Origin of the sequence: Roseburia yibonii (assembly GCF_014297335.1) — a bacterium.
Classification (GTDB): domain Bacteria; phylum Bacillota; class Clostridia; order Lachnospirales; family Lachnospiraceae; genus Roseburia_D; species Roseburia_D yibonii.
Genome location: NZ_JACOQH010000005.1, coordinates 48,528 through 63,214, shown reverse-complemented (window position 1 = coordinate 63,214; position 14,687 = coordinate 48,528). Strand labels below are relative to the sequence as shown.

Below are 14,687 nucleotides of genomic sequence, written 5' to 3'. Positions count from 1 at the left end.
CAAAAAGAAAACCGTATAATGGAATTATAAAGAAATGGTTCTCAAATAATTTCGGAAAGACAGGTGGTAATCACAATGAATGAAGTAATTGTCTCAATGGAAGACATCAGCAAAACATTCCCGGGAGTGAAAGCCCTTGACCATGTCCGATTCGAACTAAGATCAGGAGAGGTCATGGCATTGCTGGGGGAAAACGGTGCCGGAAAATCGACATTGATGAAGATTTTGAGTGGTGTTTATACCAGAGACACTGGAAAGGTAGAGGTCTTTGGTAAAGAATATGGGGATTTTACACCAAAGCAGGCACAGCAGGCAGGAGTTGCAATCATCCATCAGGAGTTAAACATGTGCAGGCACTTATCGGTTGCCGAGAACATGTTCCTTGGAAGGGAAAAAAGAGGAAAATTCTGCTTAAAAAATGCGGAAATGGAAGCGGAGGCAAAGCGGATATTAGATGAACTTGGGGTGGACATCAATCCGCGGCAGACCGTCGGAGATCTTCCGGTTTCCAAACAGCAGATGATCGAGATCGCGAAAGCGCTTTCAATCCACGCAAAGATACTGATCATGGATGAGCCGACATCGGCACTGACATCCAAAGAGATCGAAGAACTGTTCCGCATCATAAAGCAGTTAAAGAGCCAGGGATGCGGGATCGTATATATCTCACACCGGCTGGAGGAATTACAGCATATCACCGACCGTGTCACGATCATGCGGGATGGTCAGTATATCTGTTCCGGGGAGTTTAAAGACATGACCATGGATGAGATCATCGCAAATATGGTCGGCAGGGAGATCAAAGAAAAATTCCCGCATGTGGAATGCAAAAAAGGAAAAAAGATTTTTGAAGTGAAAAACTTAAACGCTGGAAAGCTGGTCCGTGACATCAATTTTTCGCTGTACGAGGGAGAGATCGTCGGATTCGCGGGACTGATGGGTGCCGGAAGAACCGAGACGACAAGGGCGATCTTTGGGGTTGATCCAAAAGAGACCGGGGAGATTTATCTCGATGGCCGTGAAGTAAAGATCACCGAACCGAAAGACGCGATCAAAAACGGAATCGTTCTTGCGCCGGAGGATCGAAAGAAAGACGGACTGTGTACCAAGCTCAGCATCAGGCAGAACCTTGCGCTTCCAAATCTCGATCTTGTCTGTGACAGGGCGGGAGTGATCAGCAGTAAAAAGGAAGACGCGCTCTGCAAAAAGGCAGTAGCGGATCTGAAGATCAAAACGGCAAACCTTGAAGTCGATGCGGCGACATTATCCGGTGGAAATCAGCAAAAGGTCGTAGTCGGAAAATGGCTGGCGAGAAATTCGAGAGTGGTAATCTTTGATGAGCCGACAAGAGGAATCGATATCGGAGCGAAGGTTGAGATCTACAATCTGATGAATGAGCTGAAAAAGCAAGGGATCGCGGTAATGTTCGTATCTTCGGAGATGCCGGAGGTCATGGGGATCGCGGATCGGATCATCGTCATGTGCGATGGAAGGATCACGGGGGAAGTCGATGCGAAGAACACATCGCAGAATGAGATCCTGACATACGCGACAGCATTTGAAAACAAGATGAAAGCAGAATAGTTCTAGTGTGGAGGTTAAATAAATGGGAGCAAAAAAACAGAGTCGGTTAAAACAATTCCTTGAGATCAAGGGAATGGGGGGAGCGCTTACCGCGTTTTGCGGACTGATCATCATTTACATAGCGTTCGGTCTGATCAACAGCACAGTATTTTCCGGGCAGAATGTACAAAACCTGCTGCGTTCGATGTCCAAATATCTTTTGATCGGTGTGGGACAGAGTTTTGTAATGATCACAAGTAACATTGATCTTTCCATCGGTGCGGTCGTCGGTATGAGTGCTATGATATCGGCAACACTGATGACACACGGGGTAAGCCCGATCGTCGCGATCATCGTTACACTGCTTGTAGCGCTGGTGATCGGTGTGATCAATGGTATCCTGGTAGGAAAATTCAAACTGCCGCCGTTTATCGCAACACTCGGTACCATGTTTGGGGCAAGAGGTATCGCGTATATTGTAAACGGCAATCGAAATACAGATGCGATCGCATCGGCGATCGGAAAAGAAAAAGCGGATACCTTCCAGAATTTCTTTTACTATGGAAAGACACTCGGGATCTACAATACATTCTGGATCGCAATGATTTTGTTTGCAGTATTTTTCTTCCTGCTTGCAAAGACAAGGACCGGACGTCATATCTACGCGATCGGTTCTAATGTGGAAGCGGCAAAGCTTTCCGGTGTCAATGTGGTTTCCACCACGATCAAGGCATATCTCGTCAGTGCGGTCTGCTCGGCAGTCGTTGGATTTATCCTCTGCGCACAGGCGGGAATGGGAAATATGGAAGCCGGAAACATGTATGAGATGTATGGCGTTGCAGCCGGTGTTATCGGTGGTGTATCACCGCTCGGAGGATCCGGTCTCTTACTTGGAACACTTGCAGGTGCTGCAGTATGGCAGACACTGGAAAATGGTCTTAACATGATCGGTGCGCAGGTTGGTATCCAGAGACTTGTGATCGGAATCATCGTAGTGCTTGCGGTATTACTGGATGTTGTAGTAAGAAACGGAAAAGGGATCGGCAAAAAGAACCGTAATAAATAGGACATTTCCGGTCGGGGGCCGGTTTGTTAAATAAATGTTTCATTTTAAATTAAAGGAGGAAGTAGAAATGAAGAGAAAATTGTTATCCGTATTATGCTGCGCGACAATGGCAGCGGCAATGATGGCAGGGTGTGGCGCAAAAGAAAATGCGACGGACACAAGTGGGGATACAGCAGAGACCAGCACGACAACACAGGGCAGCACGGCTTCGACCGAAAGCGATGCGTCGGGCAGTGGAACAGACTGCAAGATCGCGCTGATCACGATGGATTCCATAGATCAGCACTGGGTAACGATGAATGAAGGCGCGCAGGAGGAAGCAAAGAAGCTTGGCGTGACAGTCACTTTCATGTCTCCGAATACCAAAGATGACGCACAGCAGATCGAGTGTGTAAACAATGCGGTTGCAGGTGGATATGGCGCGATCATGGTAGCGGCAAACGGACCGGACGCGATCTCATCCGCATTAAAAGATGCATCCGCAGCCGGAGTAAAGATCGTATATGTTGATTCTCCTGCAAACGTAGAGGCAGAGGCAACATTTTCGACAGATAACGAAGCGGCAGGAAAAACAGCCGGTGAGGAAATGATAAAGGCATTAGAGGAAGCTGGCATTACATCCGGTGATATCGGAGTAATCAATGTCAACGCAGCGACCGATTCCTGTGTTGCGCGTGAGGAAGGATTCCGCAGCGCATTCGACGGAACAGATTATACGTTGTTAGAGACCCAGTACGGGGAAGGTGATGCTGCAAAATCACAGAGTATCGCGGAAAACTATATCACCCAGGGTGTGGTAGGTATCTTCGGATGTAACGAAGGTTCCACAACAGGTGCGGGAAACGCGATCAAAGCATCCGGAAAAACAGACATTATCGGTGTTGGTTTTGATAAGTCTGACGCGATCTTAAGCCTGATCGACGACGGATATTTACTCTGCACAATGGCACAGAATCCGGATGTCATGGGACAAAAGGGTGTGGATGCCTGCGTGGATGCGCTAAACGGAAAAGACCTCGGTGGTGAAGTTGTAGATACCGGTGTTTCCGTTCTGAAAAAAGAGTAAGAAATCAATCAGTAAAACTTGATAGAAACTGCGCCAGGCCGCCGGATCATCCGGCGGCTAATGGCGTATTTCGCATTTGTACAGGAGGGGGATTTTATGATAAAGGTAGTCATAGCAGATGATGAAGCGAGGATCTGTCAGCTGATCAAAGTGCTGGTGGACTGGGACGCGCTTGGGATGGAGATCGCGGGCATCGCGTCAAATGGGATTGAGGCGCTTATGATGGTGCGTAAGGAGCGCCCGGACATTCTCATTACCGATATCCGTATGCCGGGAGCGAGCGGGATCGATCTGATCAAGCAGGCGCGGAGCATATGTCCGTCCATCTGCATGATTATTATCAGTGGATATGCGCATTTTGAATATGCAAAGACCGCGCTGGCGTATGGGGTAAAGGATTATCTCCTAAAGCCGATCAATCAGAAAGAGCTGATGGCATCGCTGCAGAAGGTGGCGGCGGAGATCTGTCTGGAACAGGAGCAGAAGGAAGCGGATGCTTCCATGGCGGAGGAGCGTACCAATGACAGGAAGCGGCTGCGGAATGTGCTGATCCAGGATCTTCTCTCGGGACAGGTGAAGGCGTCTACGGAAGAAGAAATGGAGGCGCAGTATCATTTTTCCGCGAAAAACGGGGTGTGTCAGGCGTTTGCCCTGCGCCTGGATCATGAGGCGAAAGAAGAAAAAGACAGACCGGAAGAGCTGGTGTGGAAACGGACGGAAAAGATCATAAAGAGCGGACTGGAGCGTTTCAGCGAGGAATGGATCTTATACTGGCATGACTGCTTTTTGTACGGAGTCATGAATTATGATGCCAGACAGGTCGAAGAAGTGCGGAAGATGATGCGGGACTGCCTGAATCAGTTAGAGGCGGCAAAGCACCTGATCGGTGTGCGGGTATTTTCCCTGGGGCTCGGGGGAAGCAAAAAGACCTCGCCGGAATTGCAGGCTTCGATGGAGGAGGCGCTTTTGGCCGTGCAGGAGCGCTTTTTGTGCGGAAGCGGAATCCTGCTTGAAAATATCGAGCATACGCCGGTATTGTACGAACAGCGGCTGTTAGACAAATATACGAGGCGGATTGGGCATGCGCTTGAGATCCTAAACATAGAGGAAATGAAACAGGCGGTGCATGAGCTGTTCCAGGCAGCAGTGGACACTCCGAACGTGCATGGCTTTGAATTGTTTGAGCTGGTCTGTGCGGCTGGAAATATCTTTGTCATGCAGTTAGATGTCAAAGAGAAAGAAAAGCTGATGAAAAATTTGAAAGAAAACTGTGATGCGGCCTTGAACGCGGAGGAACTCTTTCAGAAGCTGGAGCAGTTTGAGGAAGCACAGATCCTGAAAATATTAAAAGTGCGCGAGGCGGATTCGGCAAGACCGGTGCGCAAGGCAAAGTGTTACATAAAGAACCATTACGGGGAGCAGATCACGCTTGAGGAGGTCAGCGCGGAGGTTGGACTGAGCACGGCATATTTCAGTGTCCTCTTTAAAAAGGAGACGGAGGTCGGCTTTGCGAAATACCTAATGAATGTGCGCATGGAGCAGGCAAAGACGCTGCTTCGGGAGACCAACCTTCCGGTGGCAGGAATCTGCAAAAAAGTCGGGTACAACGACCTCAAACATTTTACACATACCTTTGAGAAGCTCGCGGGAGTAAAACCTGCGGTATACCGGAAACTGTATGGATGATCGAAAAAGGAGCTTGGAATAACACATGGGAAAACAATTCAAAAAAATGTCTTTTATCTCCAACCGGATCGTGGCTTTTACGGTGGCGGCAGGTCTGCTCGGGATCTTTATGACCGGCAGCTATTTTTACCAGGCAGTGAGGAAGGGAGCGGCGATCGTACCGTTTGTGGTCATGACGGTCTGCTTCCTGCTTCTTATCTCCTTTGCGTATTTCGGGATCGCGTGCCCGTATCTGCGCTGGAGGCATAAGGTTGAGCAGTTTTTGGACGGCTATCTTCCGTTTGAGGAGATCGACAGCCAGGATATCATGCTCACGCCCTATACCTATCTGGAAGAAAAAAAGATCAGCGAGATCTTAAATTCTACGCAGGTGGTAAACTTGAACAAGCGGCAGGCGCAGTATCTCGCCCTGCAAAACCAGATCAATCCGCATTTTTTATACAACACCTTGGACGGGATAAGGAGCGAGGCGCTGATCGCCGGCGTGGAGAGTGTTGCGGAGATGACAGAGGCGCTTGCGGCGTTTTTCCGGTATACGATCAGCAAAACGGAGAATATGGTAGCCGTGGAGGAGGAGCTGGATAACTGCAAGACCTATTTTAAGATCCAGCAGTATCGTTTTGGGGACCGGCTAAGACTCCACATCGAATGTGACGAGGAAGACCGGGAGAGCATTCTGCGGTGCCGGATACCGAAACTCACCTTACAGCCGATCCTGGAAAACAGTATCATTCACGGAACGGAATTAAAGATCGGAACCGGAAATCTCACGATCCGCCTGGGACTGACGCAGACCAGACTGCTCATCAAGATCTCCGATGATGGGGTAGGCATGGATGAGCAGACCCTAGAGCGGTTAAATGAAAAACTCGGAAAGACCGTTGAGCAGTTTGATCTCCAGAAAAATGAGAAGAGCGGCGGGATCGCCCTGGTAAATGTAAATAACCGGATCCAGCTTTTGTTCGGGAAGGAATACGGGATGCATATCTTTTCGATGGAAGGTGTCGGGACAGAGGTTGAGATCACGATCCCGATCATCAAAAACGAGAGAGAATGGAAGAAGCGGAGTGTGTAGATGAAAAAAGAGATCTTACGAATGGAGCGCGTGACCTACAAAGAGGAGGAGACAACGTACTTAAAAGATTTTGAACTGAATGTTTTTTCCGGGGAGATCGTAGGGCTGCTTCCGGTGAACGCGTACGGGCTTCCGCAGCTGCTTTCCGTGTTGCGGGAAAATCCGCTGCTGTATGCGGGTTATATGTATTACAAGGAGAGGCTGGTCAATTCGTGGCAGGCGGGAAAAAATTATGACAAACGGATCGCGGTGATCTCAGATCAGACGTCTCTTGTGGAGGGACAGAGTGTTCTTACGAATATCTTTATCCTGCGCCAGGGATTTAGGCAGGAGCTGATCCGCAAAAAACTGCTGAAAAGCCAGCTGCAGCCGTTTTTGGATGAGATCGAAGTGGAGATTGAGGCGGATACGTTAGTCGAAAAACTGTCTTCGTTTGAACGGCTCGTGGTGGAACTGCTCCGGGCGGTCGTCGCGGATTACCGTCTGATCGTGATGCGCGAGATCGGAACGCTGGTCAATGAGGGAGAACTCGAAAAGATCCATGCGTTTATGAAACATTACGCGAAACAGGGATTTTCGTTTCTCTATATCAGTCCGCATTTTGAGGAGATCCTTCAGATCTGCGGCAGGGCAGTCGTGATGAGCAACGGAAAGGTCATAAAAGCGCTGGCGGGAGAGCAGATGCAGGCGCAGACATTGAACTTCTATTCGGAAGAATACAATGCGAAGGTCAGACATCATATCGAAAGCCTGAAAGAGAGACAGTCCAACAAGATCGTTTTTGAGGGAAGGCACTTATGCGGAGATGTCATTTTTAATTTTAATTTAAAAGTGGCACAGGGCGAGTGCGTGGTGATCCAGAGTCTGGAGGAGGGGATCTTCCGGGATCTGTATCTGCTTTTTCAGGGGGAAAAACAGGATGAGATCCATCCGGGAACCTGTTATCTGGAGGGCAGGGCGACGAAGATCTGTGGCGACCGTGGCATTGCGTTTATCCGGGAGGAACCGACGGAAACGATGCTTTTTTATGACATGAGTTACATGGATAATCTCTGTATTGCCATGGATCACAGAGTAAAAAATATCTGGGGAAACCGTAAGATGAAACGGTGCATCCGGGCGGATTTTGAGGAGATCCTCGGAGAGAATGTATTTGACAAAAGGATGCAGGAACTTACCGAAATGGAAAAATATGATCTGGTCTATACAAGGATCATGCTCCAGAAACCGAAGATCGTCTTTTGTGTGCAGCCGTTTAAGGGTGCGGATCTAAGGCATCGGATCCACATCTGGGAGCTGCAGGAGAAGCTGCTGCGAAAAGGGATCGCGGTCGTGATACTTGCCGTGAATATGGCGGACGCGCTGTCTTTGGCAGACAGGCTGGTGCGGATCGATAAAGGAACCGTTGTGACGGAGTATCAGAGAAAAGATTTTGGAATGCTGCCGAGGAATATTCCATGGAAGGCACTTTATGATGAGAATGGGCGCATCCCATAAATGTTCCGTAAAAAAATGCTGCCGTGCAGTCTTTACTGTGCGGCAGCATTTTTATCTCTTAGTTTTTCTTAAAACCTGCTCTCTTGCGGAGGGTCGGGTCAAGGATACGTTTGCGGATACGGAGATTTTCCGGTGTTACCTCAAGAAGCTCGTCCGTGTCGATAAAGTCGATCGCCTGTTCCAGACTTAAAATCTTAGGCGGAACCAGTGTCAGCGCTTCGTCTGCGGAAGAAGAACGTGTGTTGGTCAGGTGCTTCTTCTTGCATACGTTGATCTCGATGTCTTCCGCGCGGGAACTCTGGCCGATGACCATTCCGGCATAAACCTTTTCGCCAGGTCCGATAAAGAGGGTACCACGATCCTGTGCGGCAAACAGACCGTAAGTTACGGATTCGCCGGTCTCGAATGCGATCAGGGAACCGGTCGGACGATATTCGATATCACCGCGGTAAGCGTCATAGCCGTCGAAGATGGTGTTGATGATACCATTTCCCTTGGTATCGGTTAAGAACTCACCACGATAACCGATCAGTCCACGGGACGGGATACGGAACTGGATACGGGTGTAACCACCGCTGATCGGTCCCATATTCTGTAATTCACCTTTTCTCTGGCTGAGCTTCTGGATTACGGCTCCGGTGAAATCATCCGGGACATCGACATAAGCGATCTCCATAGGCTCAAGGCGTTTGCCGTTTTCGTCTGTCTTGTAGAGAACTTCCGCTTTGCTGACTGCGAATTCATAGCCTTCACGGCGCATGTTCTCGATCAGAACGGATAAGTGAAGCTCGCCACGGCCGGAAACCTTGTAGCAGTCCGGGCTCTCGGTCTCTTCGACACGCAGGGAAACGTCGGTGTTCAGCTCGCGGAACAGACGGTCTCTGATGTGGCGGGAGGTGACATACTTACCTTCCTGTCCGGCAAGCGGAGAGTCGTTTACGATAAAGTTCATGGAGATCGTAGGCTCGGAGATCTTCTGGAACGGAATCGCCTCCGGGTTTTCCGGTGCGCAGATCGTATCTCCGATGTGGATATCAGCGATACCGGAGATCGCAACGATCGCACCGATCTTTGCCTCGGTCACTTCTACTTTATTTAATCCGTCAAATTCATACAGCTTGCTGATGCGGACACGCTCTTTTTTGTCCGGTTCGTGGTGGTTTACCACAACAGCTTCCTGATTGACTTTTAAGCATCCGTTATCAATCTTGCCGACACCGATACGTCCAACGTACTCGTTGTAGTCGATGGTACTGATCAGTACCTGGGTATTGGCATCCGGATCGCCTTCCGGAGCCGGGATATAATTAACGATCGTCTCAAAGAGAGGCGTCATATCTTTCTTTTCATCATTTAAATCCTTCATGGCATAGCCTTCTCTGGCAGAAGCATAAAGGAACGGGCAGTCGAGCTGTTCGTCAGAAGCATCCAGATCCATGAATAATTCCAGCACTTCGTCCACAACTTCGGCAGGTCTTGCTTCCGGACGGTCGATCTTGTTTAAGCATACAATGACCGGAAGATTCAAAGCCAGTGCTTTCATCAGTACGAATTTGGTCTGCGGCATAACACCTTCAAAGGCATCGACTAACAGAACAACGCCGTTTACCATCTTTAAGATACGCTCTACCTCGCCACCGAAATCCGCATGTCCCGGAGTATCGATGATGTTGATCTTGGTATCCTTGTAATATACGGCAGTGTTTTTGGAAAGGATGGTGATACCTCTTTCACGCTCAATGTCGTTGGAGTCCATAACACGTTCCTGTACTTCCTGGTTGTCACGGAAGACACCGCTTTGCTTTAACAGACCGTCTACCAGAGTGGTCTTACCGTGGTCAACGTGTGCAATGATGGCGATGTTACGAACGTCTTCTCGTTTCATTTTCATAAATTTGTACCTCTTTCTATATAGAAGAAAAAACAACAGTTCAAAAAAAGGGTCTATAAATGACCGACCTTTTTATTTTATCACATTTTTTTCAATACGCAAGCAGTTTTCGTGAAATATCGGGGGATACCGGGGATCGCAGGCGCGGAAGAGAGAAAAGAAATGTTATCGACAAATTGAAGCACATTTTGAGTGCGCGGCGTGATAACTTAATAACCATTCCGGGGAATGGGAAGACAAATGCAGAAGGGAGTTCTAAATAACAAAGACATGGAATACACATATAGCAGGATACAAGTCGATATGCCATCGATGTACATGAGCCGACGGGCAGCAGAAGAAAAAGCGCCGGGCGAGAGGAAGGGAGAAAAATTCATGGCAGATAAAATTTTTGAAAACAATCAGGTATCAATGGTAGGGGAAATCGTTTCGGATTTCACGTTCAGTCACGAGGTTTACGGAGAAGGCTTTTATATGGTAGAGATTGCGGTGAACCGGTTGAGCAATTATATGGATTACATACCGCTCATGGTTTCCGAACGGCTGGTGGACACGAAACAAAGCTGCATCGGACAGAAGATCTATGTGACCGGACAGTTTCGTTCCTACAACCGCCACGAGGAAAAGAAAAACCGCCTTGTGCTCTCTGTTTTTGTGCGGGAACTGGAATTTGTGGATGAAGTGAGCGACGAGGTAAAGAGCAACCAGATCTTTCTGGACGGTTATATCTGTAAGGCACCGATCTACCGGAAGACACCGCTCGGACGTGAGATCGCGGATCTTTTGATCGCAGTAAACCGGTCCTATGGAAAATCCGATTATATCCCATGTATCTGCTGGGGAAGAAACGCGCGCTTCGCTTCCGGATTCGCGGTTGGCGGACATGTACAGATCTGGGGCAGGATACAGAGCCGTGAGTACATAAAAAAGATCAGCGAGACGGAAACAGAGAAGCGGATGGCGTATGAGATTTCGGTCAGCAAGATCGAGTTCCTGGAATAAAATTTGCTTTTTTTGCGGTATTGTGGTATTTTAAAGAAATCTGATAATATGATACGATGCTTGAAAAAAGCGGAGGAGGCCAAAATTGGGTACAGGACATGTTCAGGTTTACTATGGTGCGGGACGGGGAAAAACAAATGCCGCACTTGGAAATGCGCTGCGTGCTGCAAGTGAAGGCAGAAATGCGTACGTCATAAAATTCTTAAAAGGCAAGGGCGAGAGCAGTGCCTATTATGAAAGGTTAGAGCCGGAGATCAAGGTATTCTGCTTTGAGAAGGCAACCGGATATTATGACGAGCTGTCGGAAGCGGAACAGGAAGAAGAAAAGATCAATATGCGAAACGGCATCAATTTCGCGAGAAAGGTATTAACGACCAGAGAGTGCGACATGCTGATCTTAGATGAGGTGCTCGGACTTGTGGATAACGGGATCGTTTCGGTGGAAGAATTGGAGCTTCTGATCCGTGAGAAGGAAGATGATGTCGATCTGATCCTTACCGGGCGTGTATTAAAAGAAGAGATCCGTCCGTACGTCGATGAGATCTACAATATTACTTCGGAGAAGTAATGACTGTTGACAGAGATATTTGTCAGTGATATAGTAAATTTAACAAGTAAAAATGTGAAGATAGAGGTTGCGTGATCTATGAGTAGCCGGTCTGATGTGGCAGGAACAGGAGACGACGGGTGAAAGGAGAGAACGCCGAAAGGGTATGTTACCTGACAGGCATATTCCTTGGGCACTTGGCGAACAGCCATTTGACTGTCATCTGGCAACGGATGGGGCGCTATCAGAGGTTTGGGTAATACAAGAAGAAGCTTTTGACCGGTCCATGGGGCCGGTCTTTTTCAAACCATAGGAAATTCTTCCTATGATTTAAAAACGCTCCGCGGGGATGCGCAGCTCGCGGAGATGAAGTTTATGTTGAACATACCGCTCGCGCGCGAAAGTGTGCGGTAAGCGCACACTTTATTTCATAAGAAAGAGAATTACCATATATTACATACAGGAGGAAAATGTTATGGCTATTTTTAAAGGAGCAGGAGTTGCGATCGTCACACCGATGAAGGAAAATCTGGATGTGAATTACGAAAAACTCGAGGAGATCATCAATTACCAGATCACAAACGGTACAGACTGTATCGTGATCGCAGGAACGACCGGCGAGGGATCGACACTTACCATGGAGGAACACGCAGCGGTGATCCGTGCGGCAGTGGAATTTACCAAACATCGTGTTCCGGTTGTTGCGGGAACCGGTTCGAACTGCACAAAAACAGCGATTCAGCTTTCCAAGGAAGCCGAAGAGGCAGGAGTGGATGGCCTGCTCGTGGTAACACCGTACTATAACAAAGCGACCCAGAACGGACTGATCTCACATTATTCCCAGATCGCGCAGGCGGTAAAGACACCGATCATCATGTACAACGTACCGGGAAGAACCGGATGCAACATGCTGCCGGAGACAACCGCGTACCTGTTTGAGCATGAGGAAAATATCGTGGGCTTAAAGGAAGCGACCGGAAATGTCGCGCAGGCATCCAAGACCATGTATCTGACAGACGGAAAACTGGATCTGTACTCCGGAGAAGACGGACTGGTTGTTCCGTTACTTTCCATCGGAGGAATCGGTGTGATCTCTGTCTGGTCCAATGTGGCACCGCAGAAAGTGCATGACATGGTGGCAAGCTATCTCGCAGGAGATACCAAAAAGGCGATGAAACTGCAAAGAGAGGCACTTCCGCTTGTGGATGCGCTCTTCTCCGAGGTCAATCCGATCCCGGTAAAGAAGGCGATGAACCTGATGGGAATGAATGTCGGAAGTCTGCGTTCCCCACTCTGTGAAATGGGAGAGGAAAACGCGAAGAAGTTAGCAGAGGTCATGAAAGCGTATGGCATAAAGCTGGCATAGGAATTTGGCAACAGGCAGGGAAGAACCGGAAAGATAAAGGTGTATAAAAAAATGACAAAAGTGATCATGAACGGATGTAACGGAAGAATGGGGCAGGTCATTACGGGCCTCATAGAGCAGGATGAAACGGTTGAGATCGTGGCAGGGATCGATCAGTATGACGGGATCAAAAACGATTATCCGGTCTACGCTTCGATCGAGGACTGCGAGGTCGAGGCAGATGCGGTGATCGATTTCTCCAATGCGGCAGCAGTGGACGGCCTGCTTGATTATTGCGTGAAGCGTCAGATCCCGGTGGTTTTGTGCAGTACCGGGCTTTCGGAAGAGCAGTTAAAAAAAGTGGAGGAGAGCAGCAAAAAAGTGGCAGTGTTAAAGTCTGCAAACATGTCACTAGGCGTCAACACGCTGCTTGAGATCCTGCCAAAGATCGTAAAGATCCTCGCACCGGCAGGCTTTGATATGGAGATCGTGGAAAAACACCATAACCAGAAGTTAGACGCACCGAGCGGTACTGCGCTTGCGCTTGCGGACTGTCTGAACGACGCGGTGGGCGGAGATTATGAATATAAATATGACCGCACGAAAGAGCGCAAGAAGAGAGAAAAAAATGAGATCGGCATTTCCGCGGTCCGTGGCGGCAGTATTGTCGGTGAGCATGAGATCATCTTTGCCGGAATGGATGAAGTGATCGAAGTGAAGCATACGGCATATTCGAGAGCCATCTTTGGGAAAGGCGCGATCGAAGCAGCGAAATTCTTAAATGGAAAGCCGGCGGGACGTTATGATATGAGTGACGTGATCCGGGGATAAGAAGGAAAAAGAAAAAATAAAAGAAGCAGGGTCCAGTTTATAACAACTGGATGCCTGCTTTTTCTAATGCTTTGATGTCGTCCGGTTTCCAGATCGAAGACTGAACCTCTCCGATATGAGCCTTTCGTAAAAAGAACATACAGATACGGGACTGACCGATACCGCCGCCGATCGTGTATGGAAGTTTCTCGTCAATGACCGCTTTCTGGAACGGAAGCTTTGCGCGTTCCGGGCAGCCTGCCTTGTCAAGCTGGGAAAGGAGAGCCTTCTTGTCTACACGGATACCCATGGAAGAAAGCTCAAGCGCGATGTCAAGAACCGGATAATAAACTAAGATATCGGCATTTAACGCCCAGTCATCATAATCCGGGGCTCTGCCGTCGTGTTTCTCGCCGGATTCCAACGTGTCACCGATCTTTAAGATGCACACAGCGCCTTTGGTCTTGGTGATGTAAAATTCACGTTCCTTCGGTGTGTATTCCGGGAACATATCCTCAAGCTCCTGGGAAGTGATAAAGAAGATCTCTTCCGGAAGGATCTCATGTATGTAATCATATTGAATGGACATATACTTTTCAGTCTTGCGTAAGACTTTGTAAACCGTGCGCACGGTATCTTTTAAATATTCTTCCGTACGGTCTTCTTTTCGGATGATCTTTTCCCAGTCCCACTGATCCACGAAAATAGAGTGGATATTGTCGGTTGTCTCGTCCCTGCGGATCGCGTTCATGTCCGTGTAAAGACCTTCGCCGCAGGAAAAGCCGTATTTTCCAAGTGCGTAGCGTTTCCATTTCGCGAGAGAGTGTACGACCTGTGCTTCTTTATCATTCTGCTCAAGAATGCCAAAGGAGACCGGACGTTCCACGCCGTTTAACTCATCGTTCAATCCGGAGAGCGGATCTACGAAAAGCGGTGCCGAGACACGGGATAGATTTAAGCGCAGCGCTAAAAGATTCTGGAAGAAATCTTTTACCGTCTTGATCGCGATCTGTGTGTCATGCAGATTCAGTTCCGAATGGTAATCTTTCGGTATAATTAAATGATCCATTATGTTTTTTCCTCGATTCTGTATAGGGTTCTTGGATTTTTCCTAATTTATTATAGCAATCTCGTTTTTG

The 14,687-nt window shown here is 48.4% G+C and carries 12 protein-coding genes and 1 riboswitch; of the genes, 10 read left to right on the top strand and 2 right to left on the bottom strand.

Annotation, left to right across the window (positions count from 1 at the left end):
• The first annotated feature begins 75 nt into the window (after nt 1–75).
• The 6 genes from H8Z76_RS08185 (at nt 76) to H8Z76_RS08160 (ending at nt 7,953) form a co-directional block, all read left to right on the top strand.
• Nucleotides 76–1,584: a sugar ABC transporter ATP-binding protein gene (locus H8Z76_RS08185; protein ID WP_186982215.1), complete on the top strand. Its 1,509-nt coding sequence runs from the start codon at nt 76–78 to the stop codon at nt 1,582–1,584.
• Between the two features lie 22 nt (nt 1,585–1,606).
• On the top strand, nt 1,607–2,629 hold the full coding sequence (locus H8Z76_RS08180; RefSeq protein ID WP_022516421.1) for an ABC transporter permease: 1,023 nt from the start codon (nt 1,607–1,609) through the stop codon (nt 2,627–2,629).
• Between the two features lie 67 nt (nt 2,630–2,696).
• On the top strand, nt 2,697–3,695 hold the full coding sequence (locus tag H8Z76_RS08175) for an ABC transporter substrate-binding protein (RefSeq protein ID WP_279287692.1): 999 nt from the start codon (nt 2,697–2,699) through the stop codon (nt 3,693–3,695).
• A 96-nt stretch (nt 3,696–3,791) separates the two neighbouring features.
• Nucleotides 3,792–5,381 carry a response regulator gene (locus tag H8Z76_RS08170; protein ID WP_186982214.1) on the top strand — a complete coding sequence of 530 codons (1,590 nt, stop codon included), beginning with the start codon at nt 3,792–3,794 and terminating at the stop codon, nt 5,379–5,381.
• A 25-nt stretch (nt 5,382–5,406) separates the two neighbouring features.
• A complete protein-coding gene (locus tag H8Z76_RS08165; protein WP_243240489.1) occupies nt 5,407–6,456 on the top strand; it encodes a sensor histidine kinase in 1,050 nt (349 codons plus the stop codon).
• Nucleotides 6,457–7,953, top strand: coding sequence for a sugar ABC transporter ATP-binding protein (locus H8Z76_RS08160; protein WP_186982213.1), 1,497 nt, complete (start codon nt 6,457–6,459; stop codon nt 7,951–7,953). It begins immediately after the preceding gene.
• A 58-nt stretch (nt 7,954–8,011) separates the two neighbouring features.
• Here the strand turns inward: H8Z76_RS08160 and typA are convergent, their stop codons facing one another.
• Nucleotides 8,012–9,844, bottom strand: a complete 1,833-nt coding sequence (typA, locus tag H8Z76_RS08155; RefSeq protein WP_022516426.1) for a translational GTPase TypA — start codon at nt 9,842–9,844, stop codon at nt 8,012–8,014.
• A 375-nt stretch (nt 9,845–10,219) separates the two neighbouring features.
• Between typA and H8Z76_RS08150 the strand changes: the two genes are divergently transcribed.
• The 4 genes from H8Z76_RS08150 (at nt 10,220) to dapB (ending at nt 13,569) form a co-directional block, all read left to right on the top strand.
• Nucleotides 10,220–10,846 (top strand): single-stranded DNA-binding protein, encoded by a 627-nt coding sequence (locus H8Z76_RS08150; protein WP_186982212.1) that lies wholly within the window; start codon nt 10,220–10,222, stop codon nt 10,844–10,846.
• 85 nt (nt 10,847–10,931) lie between these two features.
• On the top strand, nt 10,932–11,414 hold the full coding sequence (locus H8Z76_RS08145) for a cob(I)yrinic acid a,c-diamide adenosyltransferase (RefSeq protein ID WP_022516428.1): 483 nt from the start codon (nt 10,932–10,934) through the stop codon (nt 11,412–11,414).
• Between the two features lie 53 nt (nt 11,415–11,467).
• Nucleotides 11,468–11,645: riboswitch (Lysine riboswitch) on the top strand.
• A gap of 223 nt (nt 11,646–11,868) precedes the next feature.
• Entirely contained in the window at nt 11,869–12,759 is an 891-nt protein-coding gene (dapA, locus tag H8Z76_RS08140) for a 4-hydroxy-tetrahydrodipicolinate synthase (RefSeq protein ID WP_186982211.1), read from the top strand.
• Nucleotides 12,760–12,810: 51 nt separating this feature from the next.
• The gene (gene dapB / locus H8Z76_RS08135) at nt 12,811–13,569 is read left to right on the top strand and encodes a 4-hydroxy-tetrahydrodipicolinate reductase (protein WP_186982210.1); all 759 of its coding nucleotides are present in this window, start codon (nt 12,811–12,813) and stop codon (nt 13,567–13,569) included.
• Nucleotides 13,570–13,606: 37 nt separating this feature from the next.
• Here the strand turns inward: dapB and asnA are convergent, their stop codons facing one another.
• Nucleotides 13,607–14,617, bottom strand: coding sequence for an aspartate--ammonia ligase (asnA, locus tag H8Z76_RS08130; RefSeq protein WP_022516431.1), 1,011 nt, complete (start codon nt 14,615–14,617; stop codon nt 13,607–13,609).
• Nucleotides 14,618–14,687: the final 70 nt, after the last annotated feature.

Excerpts from the sequence above, each read along its gene's own strand:
- typA (WP_022516426.1), bottom strand. The coding sequence starts at position 9,844 with ATGAAAATGAAACGAGAAGACGTTCGTAACATCGCCATCATTGCACAC.
- dapB (WP_186982210.1), top strand. The coding sequence starts at position 12,811 with ATGACAAAAGTGATCATGAACGGATGTAACGGAAGAATGGGGCAGGTC.
- dapA (WP_186982211.1), top strand. The coding sequence starts at position 11,869 with ATGGCTATTTTTAAAGGAGCAGGAGTTGCGATCGTCACACCGATGAAG.
- H8Z76_RS08185 (WP_186982215.1), top strand. The coding sequence starts at position 76 with ATGAATGAAGTAATTGTCTCAATGGAAGACATCAGCAAAACATTCCCG.
- H8Z76_RS08150 (WP_186982212.1), top strand. The coding sequence starts at position 10,220 with ATGGCAGATAAAATTTTTGAAAACAATCAGGTATCAATGGTAGGGGAA.
- H8Z76_RS08175 (WP_279287692.1), top strand. The coding sequence starts at position 2,697 with ATGAAGAGAAAATTGTTATCCGTATTATGCTGCGCGACAATGGCAGCG.
- H8Z76_RS08160 (WP_186982213.1), top strand. The coding sequence starts at position 6,457 with ATGAAAAAAGAGATCTTACGAATGGAGCGCGTGACCTACAAAGAGGAG.
- H8Z76_RS08170 (WP_186982214.1), top strand. The coding sequence starts at position 3,792 with ATGATAAAGGTAGTCATAGCAGATGATGAAGCGAGGATCTGTCAGCTG.
- asnA (WP_022516431.1), bottom strand. The coding sequence starts at position 14,617 with ATGGATCATTTAATTATACCGAAAGATTACCATTCGGAACTGAATCTG.
- H8Z76_RS08180 (WP_022516421.1), top strand. The coding sequence starts at position 1,607 with ATGGGAGCAAAAAAACAGAGTCGGTTAAAACAATTCCTTGAGATCAAG.
- H8Z76_RS08165 (WP_243240489.1), top strand. The coding sequence starts at position 5,407 with ATGGGAAAACAATTCAAAAAAATGTCTTTTATCTCCAACCGGATCGTG.